Origin of the sequence: uncultured Nocardioides sp. (assembly GCF_947488025.1) — a bacterium.
Lineage (GTDB): Bacteria > Actinomycetota > Actinomycetes > Propionibacteriales > Nocardioidaceae > Nocardioides.
This window is the reverse complement of the sequence record NZ_CANKYS010000009.1, coordinates 191153-211487: the sequence shown is the minus strand read 5'-3', so window position 1 is coordinate 211487 and position 20335 is coordinate 191153. Positions and strand designations below refer to the sequence as shown.

At 73.3% G+C, this 20335-nt stretch carries 20 protein-coding genes; 10 read left to right on the top strand and 10 right to left on the bottom strand.

The window, feature by feature from the left end:
• Window positions 1-35: 35 nt before the first annotated feature.
• The gene (locus Q1B24_RS15840) at window positions 36-311 is read left to right on the top strand and encodes a Rho termination factor N-terminal domain-containing protein (RefSeq protein ID WP_299930792.1); all 276 of its coding nucleotides are present in this window, start codon (window positions 36-38) and stop codon (window positions 309-311) included.
• Between the two features lie 19 nt (window positions 312-330).
• On the opposite strand, the gene Q1B24_RS15835 is transcribed toward Q1B24_RS15840, so the two are convergent.
• Complete coding sequence (locus Q1B24_RS15835) at window positions 331-1167, bottom strand: DICT sensory domain-containing protein (protein ID WP_299930789.1); 837 nt, start codon at window positions 1165-1167, stop codon at window positions 331-333.
• Between the two features lie 107 nt (window positions 1168-1274).
• Between Q1B24_RS15835 and Q1B24_RS15830 the strand changes: the two genes are divergently transcribed.
• Window positions 1275-1463, top strand: a complete 189-nt coding sequence (locus Q1B24_RS15830) for a hypothetical protein (protein WP_299930786.1) — start codon at window positions 1275-1277, stop codon at window positions 1461-1463.
• Between the two features lie 164 nt (window positions 1464-1627).
• Window positions 1628-1801 carry a CsbD family protein gene (locus tag Q1B24_RS15825; RefSeq protein ID WP_172257600.1) on the top strand — a complete coding sequence of 58 codons (174 nt, stop codon included), beginning with the start codon at window positions 1628-1630 and terminating at the stop codon, window positions 1799-1801.
• Here Q1B24_RS15825 and Q1B24_RS15820 read toward each other — a convergent pair.
• Window positions 1791-2963 (bottom strand): hypothetical protein, encoded by a 1173-nt coding sequence (locus Q1B24_RS15820; RefSeq protein WP_299930778.1) that lies wholly within the window; start codon window positions 2961-2963, stop codon window positions 1791-1793. The genes Q1B24_RS15825 and Q1B24_RS15820 overlap by 11 nt on opposite strands.
• A 48-nt stretch (window positions 2964-3011) precedes the next feature.
• On the opposite strand from Q1B24_RS15820, the gene Q1B24_RS15815 reads away from it, so the two are divergent.
• The 5 genes from Q1B24_RS15815 (at window position 3012) to Q1B24_RS15795 (ending at window position 12371) form a co-directional block, all read left to right on the top strand.
• A complete protein-coding gene (locus Q1B24_RS15815; protein ID WP_299930775.1) occupies window positions 3012-3146 on the top strand; it encodes a hypothetical protein in 135 nt (44 codons plus the stop codon).
• A 66-nt stretch (window positions 3147-3212) separates the two neighbouring features.
• Complete coding sequence (gene recC, locus Q1B24_RS15810) at window positions 3213-6575, top strand: exodeoxyribonuclease V subunit gamma (protein WP_299930772.1); 3363 nt, start codon at window positions 3213-3215, stop codon at window positions 6573-6575.
• 10 nt (window positions 6576-6585) lie between these two features.
• The gene (locus tag Q1B24_RS15805) at window positions 6586-9921 is read left to right on the top strand and encodes a UvrD-helicase domain-containing protein (RefSeq protein WP_299930849.1); all 3336 of its coding nucleotides are present in this window, start codon (window positions 6586-6588) and stop codon (window positions 9919-9921) included.
• Complete coding sequence (gene recD / locus Q1B24_RS15800) at window positions 9918-11726, top strand: exodeoxyribonuclease V subunit alpha (protein ID WP_299930769.1); 1809 nt, start codon at window positions 9918-9920, stop codon at window positions 11724-11726. Before Q1B24_RS15805 ends, recD begins: the two co-directional genes overlap by 4 nt.
• A 36-nt stretch (window positions 11727-11762) precedes the next feature.
• Window positions 11763-12371 (top strand): ACT domain-containing protein, encoded by a 609-nt coding sequence (locus Q1B24_RS15795; protein WP_299930766.1) that lies wholly within the window; start codon window positions 11763-11765, stop codon window positions 12369-12371.
• 441 nt (window positions 12372-12812) lie between these two features.
• Here Q1B24_RS15795 and Q1B24_RS15790 read toward each other — a convergent pair whose 3' ends face one another.
• On the bottom strand, window positions 12813-14129 hold the full coding sequence (locus Q1B24_RS15790) for an MFS transporter (protein WP_299930763.1): 1317 nt from the start codon (window positions 14127-14129) through the stop codon (window positions 12813-12815).
• A 123-nt stretch (window positions 14130-14252) separates the two neighbouring features.
• Between Q1B24_RS15790 and Q1B24_RS15785 the strand changes: the two genes are divergently transcribed.
• A complete protein-coding gene (locus Q1B24_RS15785; RefSeq protein WP_299930760.1) occupies window positions 14253-14432 on the top strand; it encodes a hypothetical protein in 180 nt (59 codons plus the stop codon).
• Between the two features lies 1 nt (window position 14433).
• Here Q1B24_RS15785 and Q1B24_RS15780 read toward each other — a convergent pair whose 3' ends face one another.
• A complete protein-coding gene (locus Q1B24_RS15780; RefSeq protein ID WP_299930757.1) occupies window positions 14434-14874 on the bottom strand; it encodes a nitroreductase family deazaflavin-dependent oxidoreductase in 441 nt (146 codons plus the stop codon).
• A gap of 60 nt (window positions 14875-14934) precedes the next feature.
• Here Q1B24_RS15780 and Q1B24_RS15775 point away from each other — a divergent pair, with 60 nt between their 5' ends.
• On the top strand, window positions 14935-15885 hold the full coding sequence (locus Q1B24_RS15775; RefSeq protein ID WP_299930755.1) for a 1,4-dihydroxy-2-naphthoyl-CoA synthase: 951 nt from the start codon (window positions 14935-14937) through the stop codon (window positions 15883-15885).
• A 36-nt stretch (window positions 15886-15921) separates the two neighbouring features.
• Here the strand turns inward: Q1B24_RS15775 and Q1B24_RS15770 are convergent, their stop codons facing one another.
• The 6 genes from Q1B24_RS15770 to Q1B24_RS15745 all read right to left on the bottom strand — a co-directional run bounded on the left by Q1B24_RS15770 (window position 15922) and on the right by Q1B24_RS15745 (window position 20272).
• Window positions 15922-16386 carry a DUF5994 family protein gene (locus Q1B24_RS15770; protein WP_299930752.1) on the bottom strand — a complete coding sequence of 155 codons (465 nt, stop codon included), beginning with the start codon at window positions 16384-16386 and terminating at the stop codon, window positions 15922-15924.
• A 142-nt stretch (window positions 16387-16528) separates the two neighbouring features.
• On the bottom strand, window positions 16529-16753 hold the full coding sequence (locus tag Q1B24_RS15765) for a hypothetical protein (RefSeq protein WP_299930847.1): 225 nt from the start codon (window positions 16751-16753) through the stop codon (window positions 16529-16531).
• A gap of 2 nt (window positions 16754-16755) precedes the next feature.
• On the bottom strand, window positions 16756-17100 hold the full coding sequence (locus Q1B24_RS15760; protein ID WP_299930749.1) for a hypothetical protein: 345 nt from the start codon (window positions 17098-17100) through the stop codon (window positions 16756-16758).
• 147 nt (window positions 17101-17247) lie between these two features.
• The gene (locus tag Q1B24_RS15755) at window positions 17248-18288 is read right to left on the bottom strand and encodes a glutathione synthetase (protein ID WP_299930746.1); all 1041 of its coding nucleotides are present in this window, start codon (window positions 18286-18288) and stop codon (window positions 17248-17250) included.
• On the bottom strand, window positions 18285-19472 hold the full coding sequence (locus tag Q1B24_RS15750) for a tyrosine/phenylalanine carboxypeptidase domain-containing protein (protein WP_299930739.1): 1188 nt from the start codon (window positions 19470-19472) through the stop codon (window positions 18285-18287). Before Q1B24_RS15750 ends, Q1B24_RS15755 begins: the two co-directional genes overlap by 4 nt.
• Entirely contained in the window at window positions 19469-20272 is an 804-nt protein-coding gene (locus Q1B24_RS15745) for an N-formylglutamate amidohydrolase (RefSeq protein ID WP_299930736.1), read from the bottom strand. Before Q1B24_RS15745 ends, Q1B24_RS15750 begins: the two co-directional genes overlap by 4 nt.
• Window positions 20273-20335 lie beyond the last annotated feature (63 nt).

Genomic DNA, 20335 nt, shown 5'->3' with positions numbered 1-20335 from the left:
GCAGGGCCCCCTGGCGTGGTGGCACCGTGGGATCCATGGCCGAGAAGAAGAAGGATCCGGGACCGTCCGTCAAGGACGCAGAGGTCTACGAGGCCCTGCGCGACGACGGCGCCAGCAAGGAGAAGGCGGCTCGCATCGCCAATGCGTCCGCCGCCCAGGGCCGCTCGACGGTGGGCGACCGGGGCGGGCACGCGGAGAGCTATGAGGACCGCACCGTCGACGAGCTGCGCGAGCGAGCCGCGGAGCTCGACATCGAGGGGCGCTCGTCGATGACGAAGGACGAGCTGATCGACGCGCTCCGCAATCACTGACGCCTGGGCACGACCCCCCTCAGCGCGGGTCGAGCTCGGCGAGCGCCCGTAGCCAGGTGCGGTCGGCGTCGACCGCCGACGTCGCCGGCATCGGCGCGGTCGCGTCGAGGAGGCGCGCGGCCGCATCGGGTACGTCGCCACCGGCCTCGCGCACGACCCCGGCGAGCACCCGGCCCGCCGCCGTCGCCGCCCCCCGGTGGGTGCTGATGACGGCCTCGTAGATCGGCGGGCCCTTCGCGACGGGCACCTCCCACGCGGCGACGAGCGCGGCGTAGGTCTCGCTGAGGCAGACCACCGCCCACTCCCGGCGCAACGGCGAGTCGCCGGGCAGCTGGCAGCGCGCGGGGGAGGCGTCGAGGTCGGCCTCACCGTCGAAGTCGGCGACCACCGCGGCCCACGCAGCGGTGCGACCCAGCTCCTCCCAGCGACGGCGCGAGGACTCGTAGCGGTGGCCCAGCTGGAAGGCGCCGAGCACGACGGACCGGTCACCGCGGGCCAGGCACTCGTCCTCGACCGCGTGCGACGCGGCGATCAGCGGACGACGGTGCAGCCGGAGGAGTCGTACGCCCGCGACGGCCTCCGCGGCCGCCGCGAAGACCGACCGCTCCTCCCCGGCCTCCCGGGCGCGCACCACGGAGTCGATCGCGACCTGCAGCGGCAGGCCCGAGTCGCGCACCTCCAGCACCTGACGCACGAGGGCGACGTCGGCATCGGTGAAGCGCCGGTGACCCGAGGCGGAACGCTCTCCGCGAGGAAAGCCGAACCTGTTCTCCCAGGTGCGCAGCACCCCCGGCGTGACGCCCGCGCGTGCCGCGAGCACCCCGATGCTGAACCCGTCCGAGACCCGGTCCGCCACGTGCCCTCCTCAAAAAGATCGCTGTCCGTCCTTGCCAGACATGCTCGCATAACTTATACAGGTGTGTAGAGGTTTTGTCCTCATCCACCCCACCCCAGGAGACTCCCATGACCGCCATGATCCTCATCAGCACCGCCGCCATCCTCGTCGCGATCGTCGGCTGCGCGGTCATCTGGCGCCTGGACATGCTCCGTGCCGACGAGATCGAGCACACCCGGCCCCCCGCCCCGCGCCCGGCGACCCCGCAGCTCGGCGGCTCGGAGGGCACCCACCCCGCGTCACTGCCGTCGACCTGACCCCCTTCCAGGTCACGGCCGACGACCCGGGTGGGCCGGCGCGCATCCCCGCTCCGGTCCACCCGCACGGGTGTCGTTCCCCGACCACCCCCGTGGCAGGTTGGAACGAGGGACCACCCGGTCCGCACCGACCTCGCACCACCGCTCACCACAGGAGGAACGACATGGGTCTGGACGACAAGTTCGACAACAAGTCCGACGAGCTCAAGGGCAAGGCGAAGGAGGCCACCGGCAAGGCGACCGACGACGAGAAGCTCGAGGCCGAGGGCAAGGGCGACCAGGCGGGCGCCAACCTCAAGCAGGCCGGCGAGAAGGTCAAGGACGCCTTCAAGGGCTGACGGGCTCTCCTGCCCACACGTGCCCGCCGTCGCCCGCGTCGGCGACGACCAGCACCCCGCCGCCGGCGGCCACCGACATCGTGTGGTCGCCGGCGGTGCGTGGTTCGAGGGGCACCTCGACCTGCTGCCACGCCTGGCCGTCCCCGGTGTGCCACAGCTCGTAGTGGTCGCCGGTGCTTACGGTGGCCAGGACCCCGGCGGACGTGACGGCCAGCGAGGCGACGTACGGCGCCCCGCGCCAGGAGTCCGCGATCCGGCCGAACTCCACGGCGTCCTGCCAGCCGTCGTCGTCGCGCACCCAGGCGGCGTACGCGTCGTCGCTGCGTCCGACCGCCAGCAGCCGGCCGTCGTCGAGCATCGTCACGCGCTGAACGTCCTGCGCGCCGTCGGCCGCTGGCATCTCCTCCGGCGCCCAGGTGAGGCCGTCGGGCGAGGTCCACGCGAGCGGGTCCGGGTCGAGGTGGCGTCCCGTCCTCGCGCCCGCCCCGACCACGACCCACTCCTCCCCCGCCCAGCCCGCGCCCTGCGCGAGCGACTCCAGGTCGCCGTCGTCGGTCAACCCGGGCTCGGCCTCGACGCGCACGAACTCGCGGGGGTCGTCGGTGAACCAGACGCCCGGGCCGGAGGTGCGGTTGCCGGTGATCAGCCAGCCCGTCGGGCCGCCCGCGACCGGGCCGACGTTGGTCGCGCTGACGCCGCCGTACTGCGTGAACACCGCGCGTACGTCGACCAGCGTCTCGCCGTCCATCCAGAAGGTCGTGACCCGGGGGTTGCCGTGTGCGCCACCGGAGCGGGCCCCGACGACCGCGATCCGGTCGCGCGAGCAGGCGATCGAGTTGAGGATCGCCCGGCGCCCCCAGTAGGTGCGGGCGTCGACCGGCACGGGCTCCCACCGCTCGCGGTCGGTCGAGAACCACAGCGCGGGCCGGGTGTCGCGGGTCTCGGTCGGCCGGTCGAGGAACACCGCCCCGGCGACCCACCACCCCTCGCCGCACTCCACGGCGTCGCGCAGGACCGTACGACCGGCGGCGCCCGGGTGCGGCGGCAGCGGGTGCTCCACCCACCTCATCTCCACCGGCTCCGGCGGGGGCGGCTCCCCCTCGCAGCCCGCCAGCGCGACGGCGCCCAGCAGTGCCACCACGACCAGGGCCCGGTTGCGCACCCTTCGAGTGTGACGCATGGGCGCCACCGCGCTGGGTACGAAGCGACCATGACCCACGGCCACGACCCCGACCGGATCGACCCCTCGAAGCAGAGCGGTCGGCCGTGGATGGTCACGGCGGTGCCGATCGGGCTGCTGCTCGCCCTCACGATCCTCGTGGTCGTCTACTTCCTCGCGCGCTGACGCCTTCGTCCACAGCCTGACCGCGTCGCCCGCCCGGGTGTCGGTCGCCGCTCATAGGGTGGCGCCGTGACCCTGCACCTGCACACCTCCGAGCGCACCGACGCGCTCGCCGACGGCCTGGCGGACCTGCTGGTCACCCCGCTCCCCGACCCCTTCGCGCGTGAGGTCGTCGTCGTGCCCGCGCGCGGCGTCGAGCGCTGGCTCACCCAGCGGCTCTCGCACCGCCTCGGCGTGGGCGCCCGCGGGCGCGACGGCGTGTGCGCCGGCGTCGACTTCGTGACCCCCCACTCGCTGGTGTCGATGCTGCTCGACCGCGACGCCGACGACCCGTGGAGCCCCGACCGGCTGGCGTGGCCGCTCCTCGAGATCATCGACTCGGTGATGGGGGCGCCGGGGTTCGACGACCTGACCAAGCACCTGACCGACCGGCACCCCGGCGACCAGCGCAGCGTCCGTCGCTACGCCGTCGCCCGGCGCCTCGCCGGGCTGTTCTCCTCCTACGCCGTCCAGCGCCCCCAGCTCGTCCGCGACTGGCGGGCAGGCGACGACACCGACGGCGCCGGCGGCCCCCTCGACCCCGACCTGCGGTGGCAGGCCGAGCTGTGGCGCAGGCTCGCCGCCCGGGTCGAGGCACCTGCACCTGACGTCCGGCACGCCACGACGCTCGAGCAGCTGCGCGACGGCGCCGACGGGCTCGACCTGCCCGGTCGCCTCTCCCTGTTCGGCCACACCCGTCTGCCGGTGACCGAGGTCGAGCTCCTGCGCGCCCTGGGCGAGCGCCGCGACGTCCACCTGTGGCTCCCGCAGCCCTCCCCCGCCCTGTGGGAGTCGCTGGCGCCGACGGCCGCTGCCGGGCCGGTGGCGCGTGCCGACGACCGGTCCGCCGACCTGGTCGGCCACCCGCTCCTGGCCTCCCTGGGGCGCGACTCCCGCGAGCTGCGCCGCACCCTCGGCCCCGTCGAGGCCGAGCAGCACGCGGCGGGCCGCGCCGGCTCGGCGACCCTGCTCGGCTGGCTGCAGTCGGACCTGCGGGCCAACCAGGCGCCCGACGGTGACGCCCTCGCGGCCCGGGTCCGCCGGCCCACCGACCTCTCGGTGCAGGTGCATGCCTGCCACGGCACCGCCCGACAGGTCGACGTCCTGCGCGAGGTGCTGGTCGGGCTGCTCGAGGACGACCCGACGCTCGAGCCGCGCGACATCCTCGTGATGTGCCCCGACATCGAGACCTACGCCCCGCTCATCTCGGCCGGGTTCGGGCTGGCCGACGTCGCGCGCGAGGACGTCGGCCACCCGGCCCACCGGCTCCGCGTCCGCCTCGCCGACCGCTCGCCCGGCGCGACCAACCCGCTCCTCGGCGTCGCCGCCGACCTCGTCGAGCTGGCAGCCGGCCGGATGACGGCCACCTCCGTCCTCGACCTCGCCGCGACCGAGCCGGTGCGGGCCCGGTTCGGCTTCACCGACGACCACCTCGAGCGGATGGCGCGGTGGGTCGACCAGGCGGCCATCCGCTGGGGCTACGACCGCGACCACCGCTCCGCCTTCGGCCTCGACCTCGACGCCAACACCTGGCTCGCCGGGCTGCAGCGGGTGCTCCTCGGTGCGGCGATGTCCGGGGAGGGGCACCGGTTCGTCAGCGGCACGCTGCCGCTCGACGACGTCGGCGACGGCCACCTCGAGCTCGTCGGCAGCTTCGTCGAGATGGTCGACCGCCTGCACGCCTTCGTGAGCGCCGCCGCGTCGGCGACGTCGGTCGCCGACTGGACCGTCGCCCTCGGCCGGGCGGTGCACGGCCTGACCCTGAGCGGGTCCGACGACGCGTGGCGCGTCGCGCAGTTCGACCGCGAGCTGGCCCGCATCTCGGCCGGCGTCGGCGACCACGAGACCCGCCTGCGCCACGCCGACGTACGCGCCCTGCTCCGCCACCGCCTGCGCGGACGCCCCACGCGCAGCAACTTCCGCACCGGCACCCTCACCGTCTGCACGATGGTGCCGATGCGCTCGGTCCCGCACCGCGTCGTGTGCCTGGTCGGGCTCGACGACGGCGTCTTCCCGAGGATCGAGGCCGTCGACGGCGACGACGTCCTGGCCCGGCGACCGATGACCGGCGAGCGCGACATCCGCTCGGAGGACCGCCAGCTGCTGCTCGACGCGATCGGAGCCGCCACCGAGACGCTCGTGGTGACCTACGCCGGCCGGGGTGAGCACACCAACGACGACAAGCCGCCGGCCGTGCCGCTCGGGGAGCTCCTCGACGCGCTCGACCGCACCAGCAGCACGCCCGTGCGCGACGACGTGCTCGTGCACCACCCGCTCCAGCCCTTCGACGAGGCCAACCTGACCGCCGGGGCGCTGGTGGGGTCCGCGGACCGGCCCTTCTCCTTCGACCGCACGGCGCTCGCCGGCGCCCTGGCGGCGCGGGCGCCGATGCCGGCCCCGCGGGCACTCGTGCCCGGTCCGCTGCCGCCGCCCGAGCCGGTGCGGGAGGTGGCGCTCGCCGACCTCCACGACTTCCTCGCCCATCCCGTGCGCAGCTTCCTGCGCCAGCAGCTGCGGATCACCACCCCCTACGACGTCGACGAGACCAAGGACGCCATCCCGATCACCCTCGACGGCCTGGAGAAGTGGGACGTCGGCGACCGGCTGGTGCGCGACGTGCTCAGCGGGGGCGACCCCCAGGCGGCGATGCTGGCCGAGCAGCTGCGCGGCCTGCTTCCGCCCGAGGAGCTCGGGTCAGCCATGCTCACCGAGATCGTCCAGCGGGTGCGCCCGCTCGTGGAGGCAGCCGTCCCGCTGCGCACCGGGCCCGCGCGCACGATCGACGTCGACGTCGACCTCGGCGACCGCCGGCTGACCGGCACCGTCGGCAGCGTCTTCGGCAACAACCTGGTCTCCGTGAGCTACTCCAGCCTCGGCGCCAAGCACCGGCTGTCCGCGTGGCTCGACGCCCTCGCCCTCGCCGCCGGCCACCCCGACGAGAACTGGACCGCCCACACGATCGGTCGCTGGGGCAGGTCGGGCCGCCGGGCGCTCGTGTCGCCACTGCCGGACCACGAGGCGCGCACACACCTGCGCGACCTCGTCGCCGTGATGGAGCGCGGCCAGCGCGAGCCGCTGCCGTTGCCGGTGCGGACCAGCCTGGCCTTCGCCGAGGAGTTCGCGATCATCGAGCGGTCCGGCGGGGGGAGCCCGGCCGACCCCGACGCCAAGGCACGTGCGGAGTGGGTGACGCCGCGGTTCAACGAGACCGGCTTCCCCAAGGAGGACGGCGACCAGTGGCACGTGCGCGCCTGGGGCGAGCAGGCTCCCTACGACCTGCTCGCCGCGCCGCTGCTGGCCGACGAGGAGGGACCGGCGCCCCACCGCCTGGCCCACTACGCGCTCCGCGTCTGGTCGCCGTTGCTCGCCCACGAGCTGGTCCGGGGGATCTGACGTGGACGAGATGCAGACCTTCGACATCTGCGGTCCGCTGCCGACCGGCACGACGCTGCTCGAGGCCAGCGCCGGCACCGGCAAGACGTGGACGATCGCCGCGCTGGTGACCCGCTACCTCGTCGAGGGCGTCGCCACCCTCGAGGAGATGCTCGTCGTCACCTTCACCCGCGCCGCCAGCCAGGAGCTGCGCGACCGCGTACGCCGCCAGCTCGACGACGCTGCGGCCGTGCTGGCCGACCCCGCCACCGCCGACCCCGCCAACCGGCTGCACGACTGGCTGCTCGACGCCGACGAGGCCGAGCGGGCCGTCCGGCTCGGTCGGCTGACCGACGCGCTGACGTCGTTCGACGCCGCGACCATCGCGACCATCCACCAGTTCTGCCAGCTGGTGCTGCGCAGCCTGGGCGTCGCCGGCGACACCGACACCGGCGCCGTCCTGGTCGAGGACCTCGAACAGCTCACCACCGAGGTCACCGACGACCGCTACCTCCACCTCTTCGCCCGCGAGCAGCAGGCGGCATGGAGCCGCGAGGAGGCACTCGGCATCGCCCGCGCCGTCGTCGGGGACCCCCGCGCGCGGGTGGCTCCCCAGGAGGCACTCGCCGAGGACCCCGAGGGCCTGGCCGCGGGCCGGGTGCGCTTCGCGTGCGACGTGCTCGACGAGATCGACCGGCGCAAGCGCCGCCTGGGCGTGCTGTCCTACGACGACCTCCTCGGCCAGCTCGCCGACGCGCTCGCCGACGACGACGCGCCGGCCCGCACCCGCATGCGCCAGCGGTGGAAGGTCGCGCTGATCGACGAGTTCCAGGACACCGACCCCGTGCAGTGGCAGGTCTTCGCGCGCGCCTTCCACGGCGTCGCCACGCTCGTGCTCATCGGCGACCCCAAGCAGGCCATCTACGCCTTCCGCGGTGGCGACATCGTCACCTACCTCGACGCCGCCGAGCAGGCCACGACCCGGCAGACGCTCGGCGTCAACTGGCGTGCCGACCAGCCGCTGCTCGATGCCCTCCACGTCCTCGTCGAGGGTGCCGCCCTCGGTGACGAGCGCATCTCGGTCCACCCGGTGAGTGCCCACCACGGCGCCCCACGGCTCGAGGGCGCCGGCCCGCCGTTCCGTCTCCGGGTGGTGCGCCACGAGGAGCTCGGACGTCGCCGCCCGCGCATCGGCGACTGGCGCGAGCACGTCGTCACCGACCTCGCCGCCGACGTCAAGCGCCTGCTGACCAGCGGCGCCACGGTCGGCGCCGGCGCCGACGCCCGACCGATCGAGCCCAAGGACGTCGCGGTCCTCGCGGCCCGCCGGGCCGACCTGCTCGCCGCGCAGGACGCCCTCGCCGCGGTCGGCGTGCCCGCCGTGCTCAACGCCGGCGGGTCCGTCTTCAAGACCGCGGCGGCGACGCAGTGGCTGACGCTGCTCGAGGCGCTCGAGCAGCCCCATCGCGCCGACCGCGTGCGCGCGGCCGCTTTGACCGACTTCTTCGGGCGCAGCGCCGACGACCTCCAGGCCGAGCCCGACCCGACTGACGAGCTCAGCGAGCGCGTACGCCGCCTCGCCGACGTGTTCGCCACCCGCGGCGTCGCGGCGGTGCTGGAGAGCGCGGTGCTCGAGGGTCTCATCGCCCGCGTGCTGGGGCGCGTGGGTGGCGAGCGCACGCTGACCGACCTGCGCCACGTCGGCGAGGCGCTGCACAAGGTGACCGTCAGCGAGCGCTTCGGCGTGGTCGGGGTGCTGGGCTGGCTGCGCACGCAGGTGGCCGACGACAAGATCGAGGTCGCCTCCGAGCGCACCCGCCGGCTCGACTCCGACGCGGCCGCCGTCCAGCTCGTGACGATCCACGGCAGCAAGGGCATGGAATACCCCGTCGTCTACCTCCCGACCCTGTGGGACCGGTGGGTGCGCGACGAGGACGTGCCGCTCTTCCACGACGCCGACGGCGAGCGCTGCCGCGACGTCGGCGGACCCAGCCGCTGGCGCGACACCGCCGTCGCCGCGAGCCGGCACGAGGACGCCGGGGAGTCGCTCCGGCTCCTCTACGTCGCGCTCACCCGGGCTCAGTCCCAGGTCGTCGCGTGGTACTGCCCCACCGCCAACAACACCGCGTCCGCACCCCTGCACCGCATGCTGTTCGGGCGCGCGCCGGGGCACGCCCGCGTGCACGACGAGCAGCCGGTCGTCGGCGACGACGAGCTCGTCGAGATCCTCGGACGCTGGAGGACGGCCGGCGGCCCACAGCCCGAGGTCGCCGCCCTCGTCCCGGTCGACACGACACCCATCCAGCGCGACCTGCCGCCCCTGGCGGTGCGCACCTTCGACCGCGACGTCGACACCGACTGGCGCCGCACCTCCTACTCCGCCCTCTCCGCCGCCGGCGCACCCCATGCCGGCGCGCCCGACCGGGTGCTGTCCGAGCCCGACGACGCACCCGACCTCGACGACGCCGACCTCGAGGAGCTCGACGACGCGACCGCACCCGAGCCCGACCTCGAGCTGACGGCGGTGCCCTCCCCCATGGCCGACCTGCCGGTGGGCGCCGAGTTCGGCTCCCTCGTCCACGAGGTCCTCGAGCACGCCGACCCCGCCGCGACCGACCTGCGGGCCGAGCTCCTGGCCCAGGTCGAGGAGCACCGCGCGTGGTGGGCGGTCGAGGTGGACGCCGACGAGCTGGCCGACGCGCTCGTCGCGGTCTGCGACTCCCCGCTGGGTCCGCTGGCCGGCGGGCTCACGCTGCGCGACATCCGCCTCCCCGACCGGTTGCGCGAGCTCGACTTCGAGGTGCCGCTGGCCGGCGGCGACCTGACGTCGGCGCGCGACGCGGCCTCGGTCGTGCTCGGCGACCTCGCCCCGCTGCTGCGCCGGCACCTGCCCGACGGTGACCCGCTGCTGGCCTTCGCCGGGACCCTCGAGGGCGACCCGGACCTGGCCGGCCAGCGCCTCCTGGGCTACCTCACCGGCTCGATCGACGTCGTGGTGCGGGTGTCGGTCGGCGGCCGCACCCGCTACCTCACCATCGACTACAAGACCAACTGGCTCGGCGACCGGGCAGCGCCCGCGACGGCCTGGGACTACCGTCCCGACGTCCTCGACGAGGCGATGGGGCACTCCGACTACCCGCTCCAGGCGCTCCTCTACACCGTCGTGCTCCACCGCTACCTGCGCTGGCGGCTGCCCGACTACGACCCGCACCTGCACCTCGGCGGCGTGCTCTACCTCTACCTCCGCGGCATGTGCGGTCCGGCCACGCCGTTCGTCGACGGCAAGCCCTGCGGCGTGTTCTCGTGGCAGCCGCCGGTCCCGCTCGTGACGGCACTGTCCGACCTGCTGGACGGAGTCGCGCGATGAGTGACCTCTTCGAGCCCGTCGACGCCACCGACGCCCGGCTCGCGCTCGGCGCGACCGGGCTGCTCGGCGCCTTCAACACCGCCGGCGTGCTGACCAGCGCCGACGTCCACGTCGCCGCGGCCCTCGGCCGGCTCGGGCGTGAGGGCGACGAACGGGTGCTGCTGGCGGTGGCGCTCGCCGTGCGCGCCGTGCGCGGCGGGTCGGTGTGCGTCGACCTGGCGACGGTGGCCGACCCGCCCGACCTCCCCTGGCCCTCGCCGGACGAGTGGGCGCAGGCCGTCGCTGCGAGCCCCCTGGTGGCGGCCGGACTGGTCCGCTGGGACCACGACCTGCTCTACCTCGACCGCTACCACGAGCAGGAGACCCAGGTCGTCGACGACCTGCTCGCACGCGCCGCCACCTCCCCCGACCACGACCCCGACCTCATGCGGGCCTCCCTCGACCGCGTGGTCGCGGCCATGCAGGCGGCGGCCGTCGCCGCCGGCCGGGACCGTCCGTCCTACGACGAGCAGGTCGCGGCCTGCCTCGCCGCGGCGGGCCAGTGGACGACCGTGCTCACCGGTGGTCCGGGCACCGGCAAGACCACGGCTGTCGCGTCCCTGCTGGTCGGGCTCCTCGACCAGCACCCGGGCGGCCTGCGCATCGCGCTCGCCGCGCCGACCGGCAAGGCCGCCGCCCGCCTGCAGCAGGCGGTGCACCAGGAGGCCGAGGCCTTCGAGGAGGCCGACCGCGTCCGCCTCGCCGGCGTCACCGCCTCCACGCTCCACCGGCTGCTCCGCCCCGACCCGGGGAACTCCACCCGGTTCCGCCACCACCGCGGCAACCGCCTGCCCCACGACGTGGTCGTCGTCGACGAGTCGTCGATGGTGTCGCTCACCCAGATGGCGCGCCTGTTGGAGGCCGTACGCCCCGACGCCCGGCTGGTGCTCGTCGGCGACCCGCACCAGCTGTCGTCGGTCGAGGCCGGCGCGGTGCTCAGCGACGTGGTCCGCGGCTTCGACGGGCGCGCCGACTCACCGGTCGCGGCGCTCGAGTCCACCCACCGCTTCGGACCGGAGATCGGCGAGCTCGCCGAGGCGCTGCGCACCGGCGACGCCGACGGCGCCCTCGCCGTCCTCGCCGCCCGGCACGAGGCGGTCGAGTGGGTCGACGACGCCGACCCGGCCTCGCGCATCCGCACGACCGCGCTCGAGGCGGCGCTCGCCGTCCGCGACGCCGCCGAACGCGGCGACGTCACCGGGGCGCTCGCCGCGCTCGACCGGCACCGCCTGCTCTGCGCGCACCGCGACGGCCCCTTCGGCGTACGCCACTGGAACCGTCGCATCGAGCACTGGCTCACCGCCGAGACCGGTGACCCGCTCTTCGAGCGGGCCTACGTCGGCCGTCCGCTGCTGGTCACCGCCAACGACCACCAGCTCGGCGTCTACAACGGCGACAGCGGGGTGGTCGTGCTGACGCCGGCCGGTCCGCGCGCCGTCATCGCCGCCAGCGACGGTCCGCGCGACCTCGCGCCGTCCCGGCTGGGCGACGTCGAGACCATGCACGCGATGACGATCCACAAGTCGCAGGGCTCGCAGGCCGACGTGGTCACGGTCCTGCTCCCCGACGAGGACTCCCGGCTGCTGTCGCGCGAGCTCTTCTACACCGCCGTCACCCGGGCCCGGTCGCGGGTGCGCGTCGTCGGGTCCGAGGCCGCGATCCGCGCGGCCATCGGTCGCCGCGCCCAGCGCGCGAGCGGGCTCGGCCTCCGCCTCGCCGCCGCCGACCGACCCGCGTCCCCCGCCGTCCCGCCGTCGCGCGCCTGAAACGCCGCCGACACAGATCACCGATAGCCTCCTTTCATGCCCTACCTGATGCGAGTCGAGCTCCCGGACGTGCCCGGGTCGCTGGGTCGCGTCGCGAGCGCGATCGGTGAGGCCGGCGGCGACATCGACGCGATCGAGATCGTGGAGAAGCGCGACGGGTTCGCCGTCGACGACGTGCTCCTCGAGATCACCCACGGCACCATGCCCGACTCGATCATCTCCGCGTGCAGCGTGCTCGACGGGGTCAGCGTGCTGTGGATCAGCCGCTACGCCGCCGGAGGCAACCTGTTCCTCGACCTCGAGGTCGTCGAGGCGCTCACCGAGGACCCCGCCTCCGCCCGCGACCGCCTCGTGGACCTGCTGCCGATCGCCTTCCGCGTCGACTGGGCCGCCCGCGTCACCCCCGGCACCGACGGCGTCGCCGCCACCGTCGTCCACGCGACCGACGCCGCGCCGTCGGCGTACGACATCGGACGCATCCCCGCACCCACCCGCCTTCCCGGCGACGAGGTCTACGTCGAGTGCGCCGCCCCGTTCGGTGACGACCTCGTCCTGCTAGGTCGCCGCGGCGGTCCGGAGTTCCTCGACTCCGAGCTCGCCCGCCTCGAGCACCTCGTCGGGCTCGCGATGACCATCAGCCACTGACCCTCGCCGTCCCCCTCCCGTCCCGGGCTCGAGCGGTGGTCCACCGACATTCCGCGCGGGCCGAGTGTGGGTGGGCCACCGCCGCCCGGCGCGTCGACGTACGACACACCGACGGGCGGTGGTCCACCGACGTTCCCAGCCGTTCGAACGTGGGTGGGCCACCGCTCGAGCGGTGTGTGACGCACGTTCCGCAGCCCGGAAACCTGCGTGGCGCACCGCCAGCCGTACGCCCCGACCCCCGCGGTGCGTGAGACACGTTCCGCAGCCCGGAAACCTGCGTGGCGCACCGCCCGCAGTACGCGCCCACTCGGGCGGTGCGTGAGACACGTTCCGCCGCCCGAAAAACTGCGTGGCGCACCGCCCGCCGGACGCGCCTGCCCGAGCGGTGGGTGAGACAGGTTCCGCCGCCCGGAAACCTGCGTGGCGCACCGCCGAGCGGGGTCAGGGCACCGAGCGGATCCGGGTGACGAAGACGGAGCCGAGGACGCAGAGCACGAAGCCGACGAGGTAGACGGCGCCGTAGCCCAGGGACCAGCCCTCGCCGTGGGTGGCGACGGAGCCACCGAGCTCGCGTACGACGACGAGGATGAGGCCGGCGATCGCCGGGGCGAGCACCTGGGGCAGGGCGGAGGCGATGTTGATGACGCCGAGGTCCTTGGCCCGGTCGCGGGCACCGGGGAGGACCTGGGTGATGAGCGCGAAGTCGACGGCCTGGTAGACGCCGAACCCCGCGCCGAGCACCACGGCGGCGAGCAGTGCTCCGCGCCAGTCCTGCCACAGGCCGAGGACGAGCGAGCTGGCGCCGATGAGCACCCCGGACCAGATCACGAAGACCTTGCGCCGGCCGATGCGGTCGCTCCAGTGCCCGACCACGACGGTGGTGGCGACGGTGCACACGCCGTAGATCAGCACGAGCGTGCCGAGCCGGGCGGTGGCGTCGTCGTCGCCGAACCCGAGGCCGTCGGTGAGGAAGTAGTAGAGGTAGTTGAGCGCGATCCAGTTGCCCAGGTTGACCAGCAGCCGCGTGAGCCACGCCCACGCGAAGTCGGGGTGCTCGCGCGGCGAGACCCAGAAGGAGCGGAGCAGCCGACGCCAGTCCATCGGCTCGAGCGGGTGGTCGGGCGGCAGCGCGAGGTCGCGCGAGCTGAGGAGGTAGGGCACCGAGAGCAGCAGCATCACGACCGCGATCGCCAGGTAGCCCTGCGCGATCGAGCCGGTCACCTCCGCGATCTTGATACCCATCAGCACGCCGACCGTGCCCGCGATGGCGACGAGCCCGCCGATGAGGCCGCGACGCTCGACAGGCACCTGGTCGGGCACGGCCGCGACGCCGCCGGCCCACGCGGCGTTGAGCGCGAGCTGGACCAGGCTCCAGGCAACGACCATCAGGGCGGCGGTCTCGGCGACCGACAGCAGCAGCAGCGACGCGGCGCCGAGCACCACGCCGCCGAGCACCCACGGCACCCGGCGCCCCAGGCGCGAGCGCGTGCGGTCGCTGAAGGCGCCCCACACCGGGTTCGCGAACAGCGACACCGCGGCGCCGCTGAACAAGACGACCGCGAGCAGGGCCTCCTTGCTCATGCCCCCGGGCTCGGCGGCGGCGATCCGGTCGGCCTGCTGCGCGAGCAGCACCTGGATCGGGCCGAACCACCCGGCCATCACGCCGAAGTTGAGCAGGACCAGCGCCCCGACCCAGCGGGCCGGCGGGTTGTCGACGGGCTCGTCGAACGGCGACCGGGTCGGCAGCGTGGTCGTCACCGCGTCATTGTGGGGCCGTGAGGTCGCTGCGGGAAGGGTGCCGTGGCGGGACTCTGCCGTCCGCGCTCTCACGCGCGCTGGTGTGCGAGTACGTTCGATTCAACCCGACGACAGGAGGTCGTGATGACGGACCAAGCAGGGACCGACGCTCCCGACGAGCTCGAGCAGGCGGGCGAGCCGTTCGAGCCCGAGGCGCCGGCCCACCTCGACCCGGACGCCGAGGCGGTCGTGCACGACGAGGACCTCGACGAGGAGGCGCTCGTGGACGAGTCCGACCCGGCGCCCGATCAGCCAGCGACCTGAGTCAGGCGCGTTCGAGCAGGAAGAGCGGGATCTCCCGGTCGGTCTTCTCCTGGTAGGAGGCGTACGTCGACCATGTCGCGACGGCGTGCTCCCACCAGTCGGCGCGCTCCTCGCCCTCGAGGATCCGGGCGGTGTAGACGTGCTTCTCGGCCCCGTCCTGCAGCTCGACCTCGGGGTGGGCGACGAAGTTGTAGTACCACTCCGGGTTCTCCGGGGCGCCGCCCTTCGAGGCCACGGCGAGGTAGGCACCGTCGCGCTCGACGCGCATCACCGGGTTCTTGCGGAGGTTGCCAGACTTCGCGCCCACCGAGGTGATGACCACGATCGGATAGCTCGTGTCGGGCAGCGTGTTGGCCCGCTCCCCGTCGCTGGCCTCGTACTCGGCCACCTGGTTGCGGACCCACTCCGCCTTGCTCGGGACGTACGTTCCAGTCAGTGACATGCCTCCCACAACACCATGCTGGGTAGCGATCTTCCTCACCCGCACGGATAGCCTCCCGCCATGAGTGCGATCGAGGGCGTCAGCGAGATCTTCGACCCGGAGGACTGGGACGTGGTGCCCGGCTTCGACGACCTCACCGACCTGACCTACCACCGCGCCCGCGAGCACGGCACCGTGCGGATCGCCTTCGACCGGCCCGACGTGCTCAACGCGTTCCGCCCGCACACGGTCGACGAGCTCCTGCGCACCCTCGAGCACGCGCGTACGACGGCCGACGTCGGCTGCGTCATCCTCACCGGCAACGGGCCGAGCGCGAAGAACGGCAAGTGGGCCTTCTGCACCGGCGGTGACCAGCGCATCCGCGGCAGGGCCGGCTACCAGTACGAGACCGACGGGCACACCGATGCCGGCGCCGAGCCCCTGAGCCCTTCGAGTCCGGCGATCGACAAGGCCAGGCTCGCCCGGCTCCACATCCTCGAGTGCCAGCGACTGATCCGCTTCATGCCCAAGGTCGTCGTCTGCGTCGTCCCCGGCTGGGCGGCCGGCGGCGGCCACAGCCTCCACGTCGTCGCCGACCTCACCCTCGCCAGCCGCGAGCACGCCCGCTTCAAGCAGACCGACGCGGACGTCGGCTCCTTCGACGGCGGCTACGGCTCGGCCTACCTCGCCCGTCAGGTCGGCCAGAAGTTCGCCCGCGAGATCTTCTTCCTCGCCGACGAGTACGACGCCGAGGAGATGCACCGCATGGGGGCGGTCAACCGGGTCGTCGAGCACGCCGACCTCGAGAAGGTCGCCCTCGACTGGGGGCGGAAGATCAACGGCAAGTCCCCGACCGCGCAGCGGATGCTGAAGTACTCCTTCAACCTCCTCGACGACGGCCTCGTCGGCCAGCAGCTCTTCGCCGGCGAGACGACCCGCCTGGCCTACATGACCGACGAGGCGCAGGAGGGACGCGACCAGTTCCTCGAGAAGCGCGAGCCCGACTGGTCGCCGTACCCCTGGTACTACTGATCTGCCGGCTGCCGGCGGCCTTCACCCCTGGACCCGCTACCAGCGGTCCGCGGGGTCGGCGTCGTGCTGGTCGGTGACCTCGTGGAGGAGCTCGGCCGCCGTGTGTCGGTTGCCCGCTGTGCTGCCGGCCAGCAGTGCCTCCTCGCCCTGACCCGGCGTGAAGTCCGGAGGCACCACGAGCAGGGTCAGCCGTCCACCGTCGCCGAGGTCGACGCTCAGCACGTGGGTGTCGTCGCGGGGACACGCATCGACCGTGATCACGCGCTGCTCGACCGTGAGGGTGCGAGGAGCTGTGTCCCAGTCCGGGCGCGAGTACACCACTCGACTGATGTGCCCGTCGGTCAGCGGGAACTGCCGTACGAGGTCCGACATCTCGGACTCGAGGTCGCGGCTGTAGGGCCACCACGCGCCGTCCAGCTGGTCCTGGCCGGGAGCGCGACCCAGCCGCAGGCGCAGCGGGCGACGGCTCTCGGGAGCGGAGACGATCTGCGGCGCGGTCATGGCGTCCGCCTCTCGACCAGCGATCGATGCCGAGCTGGCATCCATCGCGTGGGTCCTCGCCGGGCACTGTACCCCGGGCCGACCTTCCCGTTCGGCCCGGCACGGCCCTCGTCCCCAGCGGGACCCATGGTTGCTTCTTGTGTCACAGCACCGCCCCTCGCGGCGCCACCTCCACCGCGCTGACACCCCGGGCGTACAGCACCAGCAACCGATCGCCGTGCCGGCAACGAAGGACGCCCGCGTCGTCCGCCAGCAGGGTGACGACGCGGTCGATGACCTCGGCCTCGCTCCCGGCCGCGGGGTCTTCGTAGGTGACGTCCATGCTGCCCCCACCGACCAGCCGGACCCGGAGCACGATGTCGGCCATGGTCACGGGCCGATCGCGGTGCAGGCCAGCTGCCGCACTCGACGGGCCGCGTCGCGCGCGGCCTCCGCGTCGGGGAACCAGTCGCCGGACACTGCCACTCGGACGCCCTCGGGGCGCCAGGCGCCCCACTGCCACTCCCCACCGGCCCCGGTCCGGACCCGGTAGTCGGGATCATCGCTGTTCACCCGGAAGTCATGGGCAGCCTGGTCGGCGTAGGCAAGACTGACGAAGGTGCGCCCCGCCCAGGCGACCACGTGGTTCTCGTCGTCGACGAGCCACCACGCGGCGTGGCTCGCCAGATCCGTCTCGACGACGAACCTCATGATCGTCGCGATTGACGGCGACATGACGCCTGCCTCTCGACCTGGACGCTCCTCCGGTGGGGGGACGTCGCCGGTCAGTCACTCCCCACCGTACTCCCGGAAGAAGCCGCGTGACGCCGGGAGAAGGGATGTCATCCCAGTGGTCGCGGCTGCGGCCCCGAGGGGCAGGTGTCAGCTGGTCGCCAGGCTGGTGTTGTCGATCTCGGGGTAGTGCCTGCGGATGTTCACCTTGCGCTCGAGCTCGGCGATGATCGCGGGCGCGAAGTTCACCTCGTAGAGGGCGTGCGCGCTGCCGAGGCCGCCGGGGCTGAAGACGTTGATCTCCATCAGCTTGTCGCCCACGATGTCGAGGCCGACGAGGAACATCCCGTCCGCGACCAGCTTGGGCCGCACGACCTCGACCATCTGCAGCATGTCGTCGGTGACCTTGACCTTCTCGGCCTTGCCTCCGGCGGACATGTTGGAGCGGATGTCCTTCGTCGACGGCGTACGTCGGAACGCGGCGTACTCGCCGTCGACCATCAGCGGCTGCCCGTTCATGACGAACATCCGCACGTCGCCCTTGGCCGCCTCGGGGAGGTACTCCTGGGCGACGACGTAGCCGTCGCGCGAGATGGCCTCGATGATCTGCTTGAGGTTGGGCGCCTCCTTGCGGTCGACGAGGAACACGCCCGCTCCGCCCGAGCCCTGCAGCGGCTTGAGGACGGCCTTGCCGCCGAGGTCGGTGATGAACTCCTCGATCATGTCCTCGTCGCGCGAGATGAGCGTGCGCGGCCGGACGATCTCCGGGAAGTGCTGGAAGTAGGCCTTCGACAGCGCGTTGGCCAGGCTGGTGGGGTCGTTGACGACCAGCACGCCGCTCGAGGAGATCAGCTGGCCGAAGGCGACGCCGGCGTTGTTGCGCCACGGGTCGGTCTCGGCGTCGTCGGCCGGGTCGTTGCGCAGCATGACCACGTCGAACTCGTCCATGCCGATGAGCTGCTCGACGTCGGGCTTCTGGACGTCCGCCAGGTGGCGCTCGAGGGAGCGGTACGACTTGGCGTGGCCCGCGCGGGCCTTGGTGCTCAGCGAGCCGTCGGGCTCGTAGGCGAAGTCGCCGATGCCCATGTACCAGGCCTCGTGCCCCATCTCCTTCGCAGCCAGGGCGAGGCGGTTGGTGGTGTACTCCGCCTTCTCCGTCTCGATGTCGTTGACGACGAATCCGATCTTCATGCGTGTCCCTCCAGAAGGGTGCTGAGGTCTTCGGTGCCGGCCGCGCGGGCGAGGTTGTCGTGCGCGGACGGGTCGTGCAGGTATCGGGGCAGCACGCGAGGCGGCCGCAGCAGCCCGCGCGACTCGAGGTCCCCGATCAGGGGCAGGTCGCGCAGCGAGAACTTGCCGAGCCAGAGCTGGTCGAGCGTGCCACCGCCACCGAGGTGCTCGAGCAGCTCGACGAGCCCACGGAGGTAGATCGCGTCCTTGGTCATCCCGCCGGAGCGGTAGACCCGCATCACGGTGGTCCACGCACTCCCGCTGGGGAAGTCGTCGGCGACGAGCGCCTCGTGGGCCTCGGCGAACGACGCTCCGGCGACGAGGCGGTGGACGGTCACGACGCGGCTGGCGAGCTGACGGAGGCGGAAGGCGGTGAGCCCGCCGCAGGCGATCTCGGCGAGGACCGCCAGCCCCTCCTGCGTCTCGTCGTAGCCCGCGAGCCCGACGCCGAGCACCTTGATCGGCTGGTGGCTGCCGTTGGCCTGCGTGACGAGGTGCGTGCCGACCTCGTGGTGGAGCAGCGCCTGGGCGCGGGCCCGCTGGACCTTGGTCTCCGGCCCGATGAGCAGCACGTCGCCGGACACCATGACGCCGTTGACGTCGGGGCGGATCTCGGCGTGCATGTCGAGGTCGGGGTCCTCGTCGCGGTAGCGCGCGATCTCGGCCTCGGCCAGCTCGAGGAAGGCCTCGGCATCGAGCGCCTCGTCGCTGGGCTCGGTGCGGGTGATGCCGGCGAGCAGCGCCTCGGCCTGCTTGCGCAGCGACGGCGACACCCCGCCGTACAGCTCCACGCTCAGCGGCAGGAAGTCCTCGGTGTCGCGCGCCTCGAGCATGTCGAGCTGCAGCTCCATCTCGCGGTGCTTGGCGCGCAGCAGCTGGCCGAGGACGGGGTCCTCGACCGCCCCGAGGTCGATGTCGTCGAGCTCGGCGCGTACGACGGCGGGGTCGGTCTCCAGCTCGCGGTAGGTGAACGGCGGCTCGGGCTCGCGGCCCTCCAGGAAGTCGTCGCGCAGGTCGTCGGCGTCGACGGGCGTGACGTCGAGCAGGAAGCGGAAGCTCTGGGCGAGCAGGGACAGGCGGTGGTCCACGGCCAGGTCGGACGTGCTCAGCTCCGCACCCGGCCCCGTTGGGTGGCCGTCCGTCACCGCAGCTTCTCGAGCTCGATGTGCAGGCCGGGCAGCGCCGCGGCGAGACCGATCTGGGAGCGCCGGAACCGGTCGGCGTGGAGCTCGCCGGTCCACTCGTCCATGAAGGTCTTCTTGAACTCCAGCGCCAGCACGCAGCCCACCCGCGGGTAGCGGTCGTGGACCCACCAGGCGAGGTTGCGACCCTCGAAGGCGACGTTCTCGCGCGCGTCGATCGGGCCGCAGCCCAGCGAGGCGTCGCGCAGGTCGCCCACGAACCGCTCCACGAGCGGGCCGAAGAGGTCGTCCTCGACGCTGCCGGTGCCGACGTTGACCTCGGGGTTCTCCGAGGCCGGGGCCGGCGGCTCGTCGGCGCCGTCGCGCCGATGGTTGTAGGAGTGCACGTCGAGCAGCACGAACGGGCCGCGCTCGGCCAGGGCGTCGAGCCGCGGCGCGAGGGCGTCGTAGAAGGCGTCGTACGTCGCCAGGCTGCCCTCGAAGAGCTCGTCGGACAGCTCGCCGTCGCGCCACACCTCGAGCCCCCAGCAGTCGTCGGGCTTGCGGTAGACCGCCTCGCGGCGGGGCCGGTTGAGGTCGGCCTCGAAGCGGGAGCGCGACGTCACGACGTGGTCGGGGACCACGGCGGCGAGCCGGTCGGTGAACGGGTCCTCCTCGCGGAAGCGTTCCGCCCGGTCGAGCACCATCGCCTCGGCGATCTCGGGTCGCAGCTCGTGACCGGCGTGCACCGCGGTCGCCACTACCGGGCCGTCCCATTCGCCGACGAACGCAACCGCGTCCGACGTCCCTCCCAAGTCCGTCATGGCGGCCTGTCTACCCGAGTGGGCACACCACCTCCACCGCCGCGCACCCCTACGGGTGGCCGG

Excerpts from the sequence above, each read along its gene's own strand:
- Q1B24_RS15840 (WP_299930792.1), top strand. The coding sequence starts at position 36 with ATGGCCGAGAAGAAGAAGGATCCGGGACCGTCCGTCAAGGACGCAGAG.
- Q1B24_RS15830 (WP_299930786.1), top strand. The coding sequence starts at position 1,275 with ATGACCGCCATGATCCTCATCAGCACCGCCGCCATCCTCGTCGCGATC.
- Q1B24_RS15825 (WP_172257600.1), top strand. The coding sequence starts at position 1,628 with ATGGGTCTGGACGACAAGTTCGACAACAAGTCCGACGAGCTCAAGGGC.
- Q1B24_RS15815 (WP_299930775.1), top strand. The coding sequence starts at position 3,012 with ATGACCCACGGCCACGACCCCGACCGGATCGACCCCTCGAAGCAGAGC.
- Q1B24_RS15805 (WP_299930849.1), top strand. The coding sequence starts at position 6,586 with ATGCAGACCTTCGACATCTGCGGTCCGCTGCCGACCGGCACGACGCTG.
- recD (WP_299930769.1), top strand. The coding sequence starts at position 9,918 with ATGAGTGACCTCTTCGAGCCCGTCGACGCCACCGACGCCCGGCTCGCG.
- Q1B24_RS15795 (WP_299930766.1), top strand. The coding sequence starts at position 11,763 with ATGCCCTACCTGATGCGAGTCGAGCTCCCGGACGTGCCCGGGTCGCTG.
- Q1B24_RS15785 (WP_299930760.1), top strand. The coding sequence starts at position 14,253 with ATGACGGACCAAGCAGGGACCGACGCTCCCGACGAGCTCGAGCAGGCG.
- Q1B24_RS15780 (WP_299930757.1), bottom strand. The coding sequence starts at position 14,874 with ATGTCACTGACTGGAACGTACGTCCCGAGCAAGGCGGAGTGGGTCCGC.
- Q1B24_RS15775 (WP_299930755.1), top strand. The coding sequence starts at position 14,935 with ATGAGTGCGATCGAGGGCGTCAGCGAGATCTTCGACCCGGAGGACTGG.
- Q1B24_RS15770 (WP_299930752.1), bottom strand. The coding sequence starts at position 16,386 with ATGACCGCGCCGCAGATCGTCTCCGCTCCCGAGAGCCGTCGCCCGCTG.
- Q1B24_RS15765 (WP_299930847.1), bottom strand. The coding sequence starts at position 16,753 with ATGGCCGACATCGTGCTCCGGGTCCGGCTGGTCGGTGGGGGCAGCATG.
- Q1B24_RS15760 (WP_299930749.1), bottom strand. The coding sequence starts at position 17,100 with ATGTCGCCGTCAATCGCGACGATCATGAGGTTCGTCGTCGAGACGGAT.
- Q1B24_RS15755 (WP_299930746.1), bottom strand. The coding sequence starts at position 18,288 with ATGAAGATCGGATTCGTCGTCAACGACATCGAGACGGAGAAGGCGGAG.
- Q1B24_RS15745 (WP_299930736.1), bottom strand. The coding sequence starts at position 20,272 with ATGACGGACTTGGGAGGGACGTCGGACGCGGTTGCGTTCGTCGGCGAA.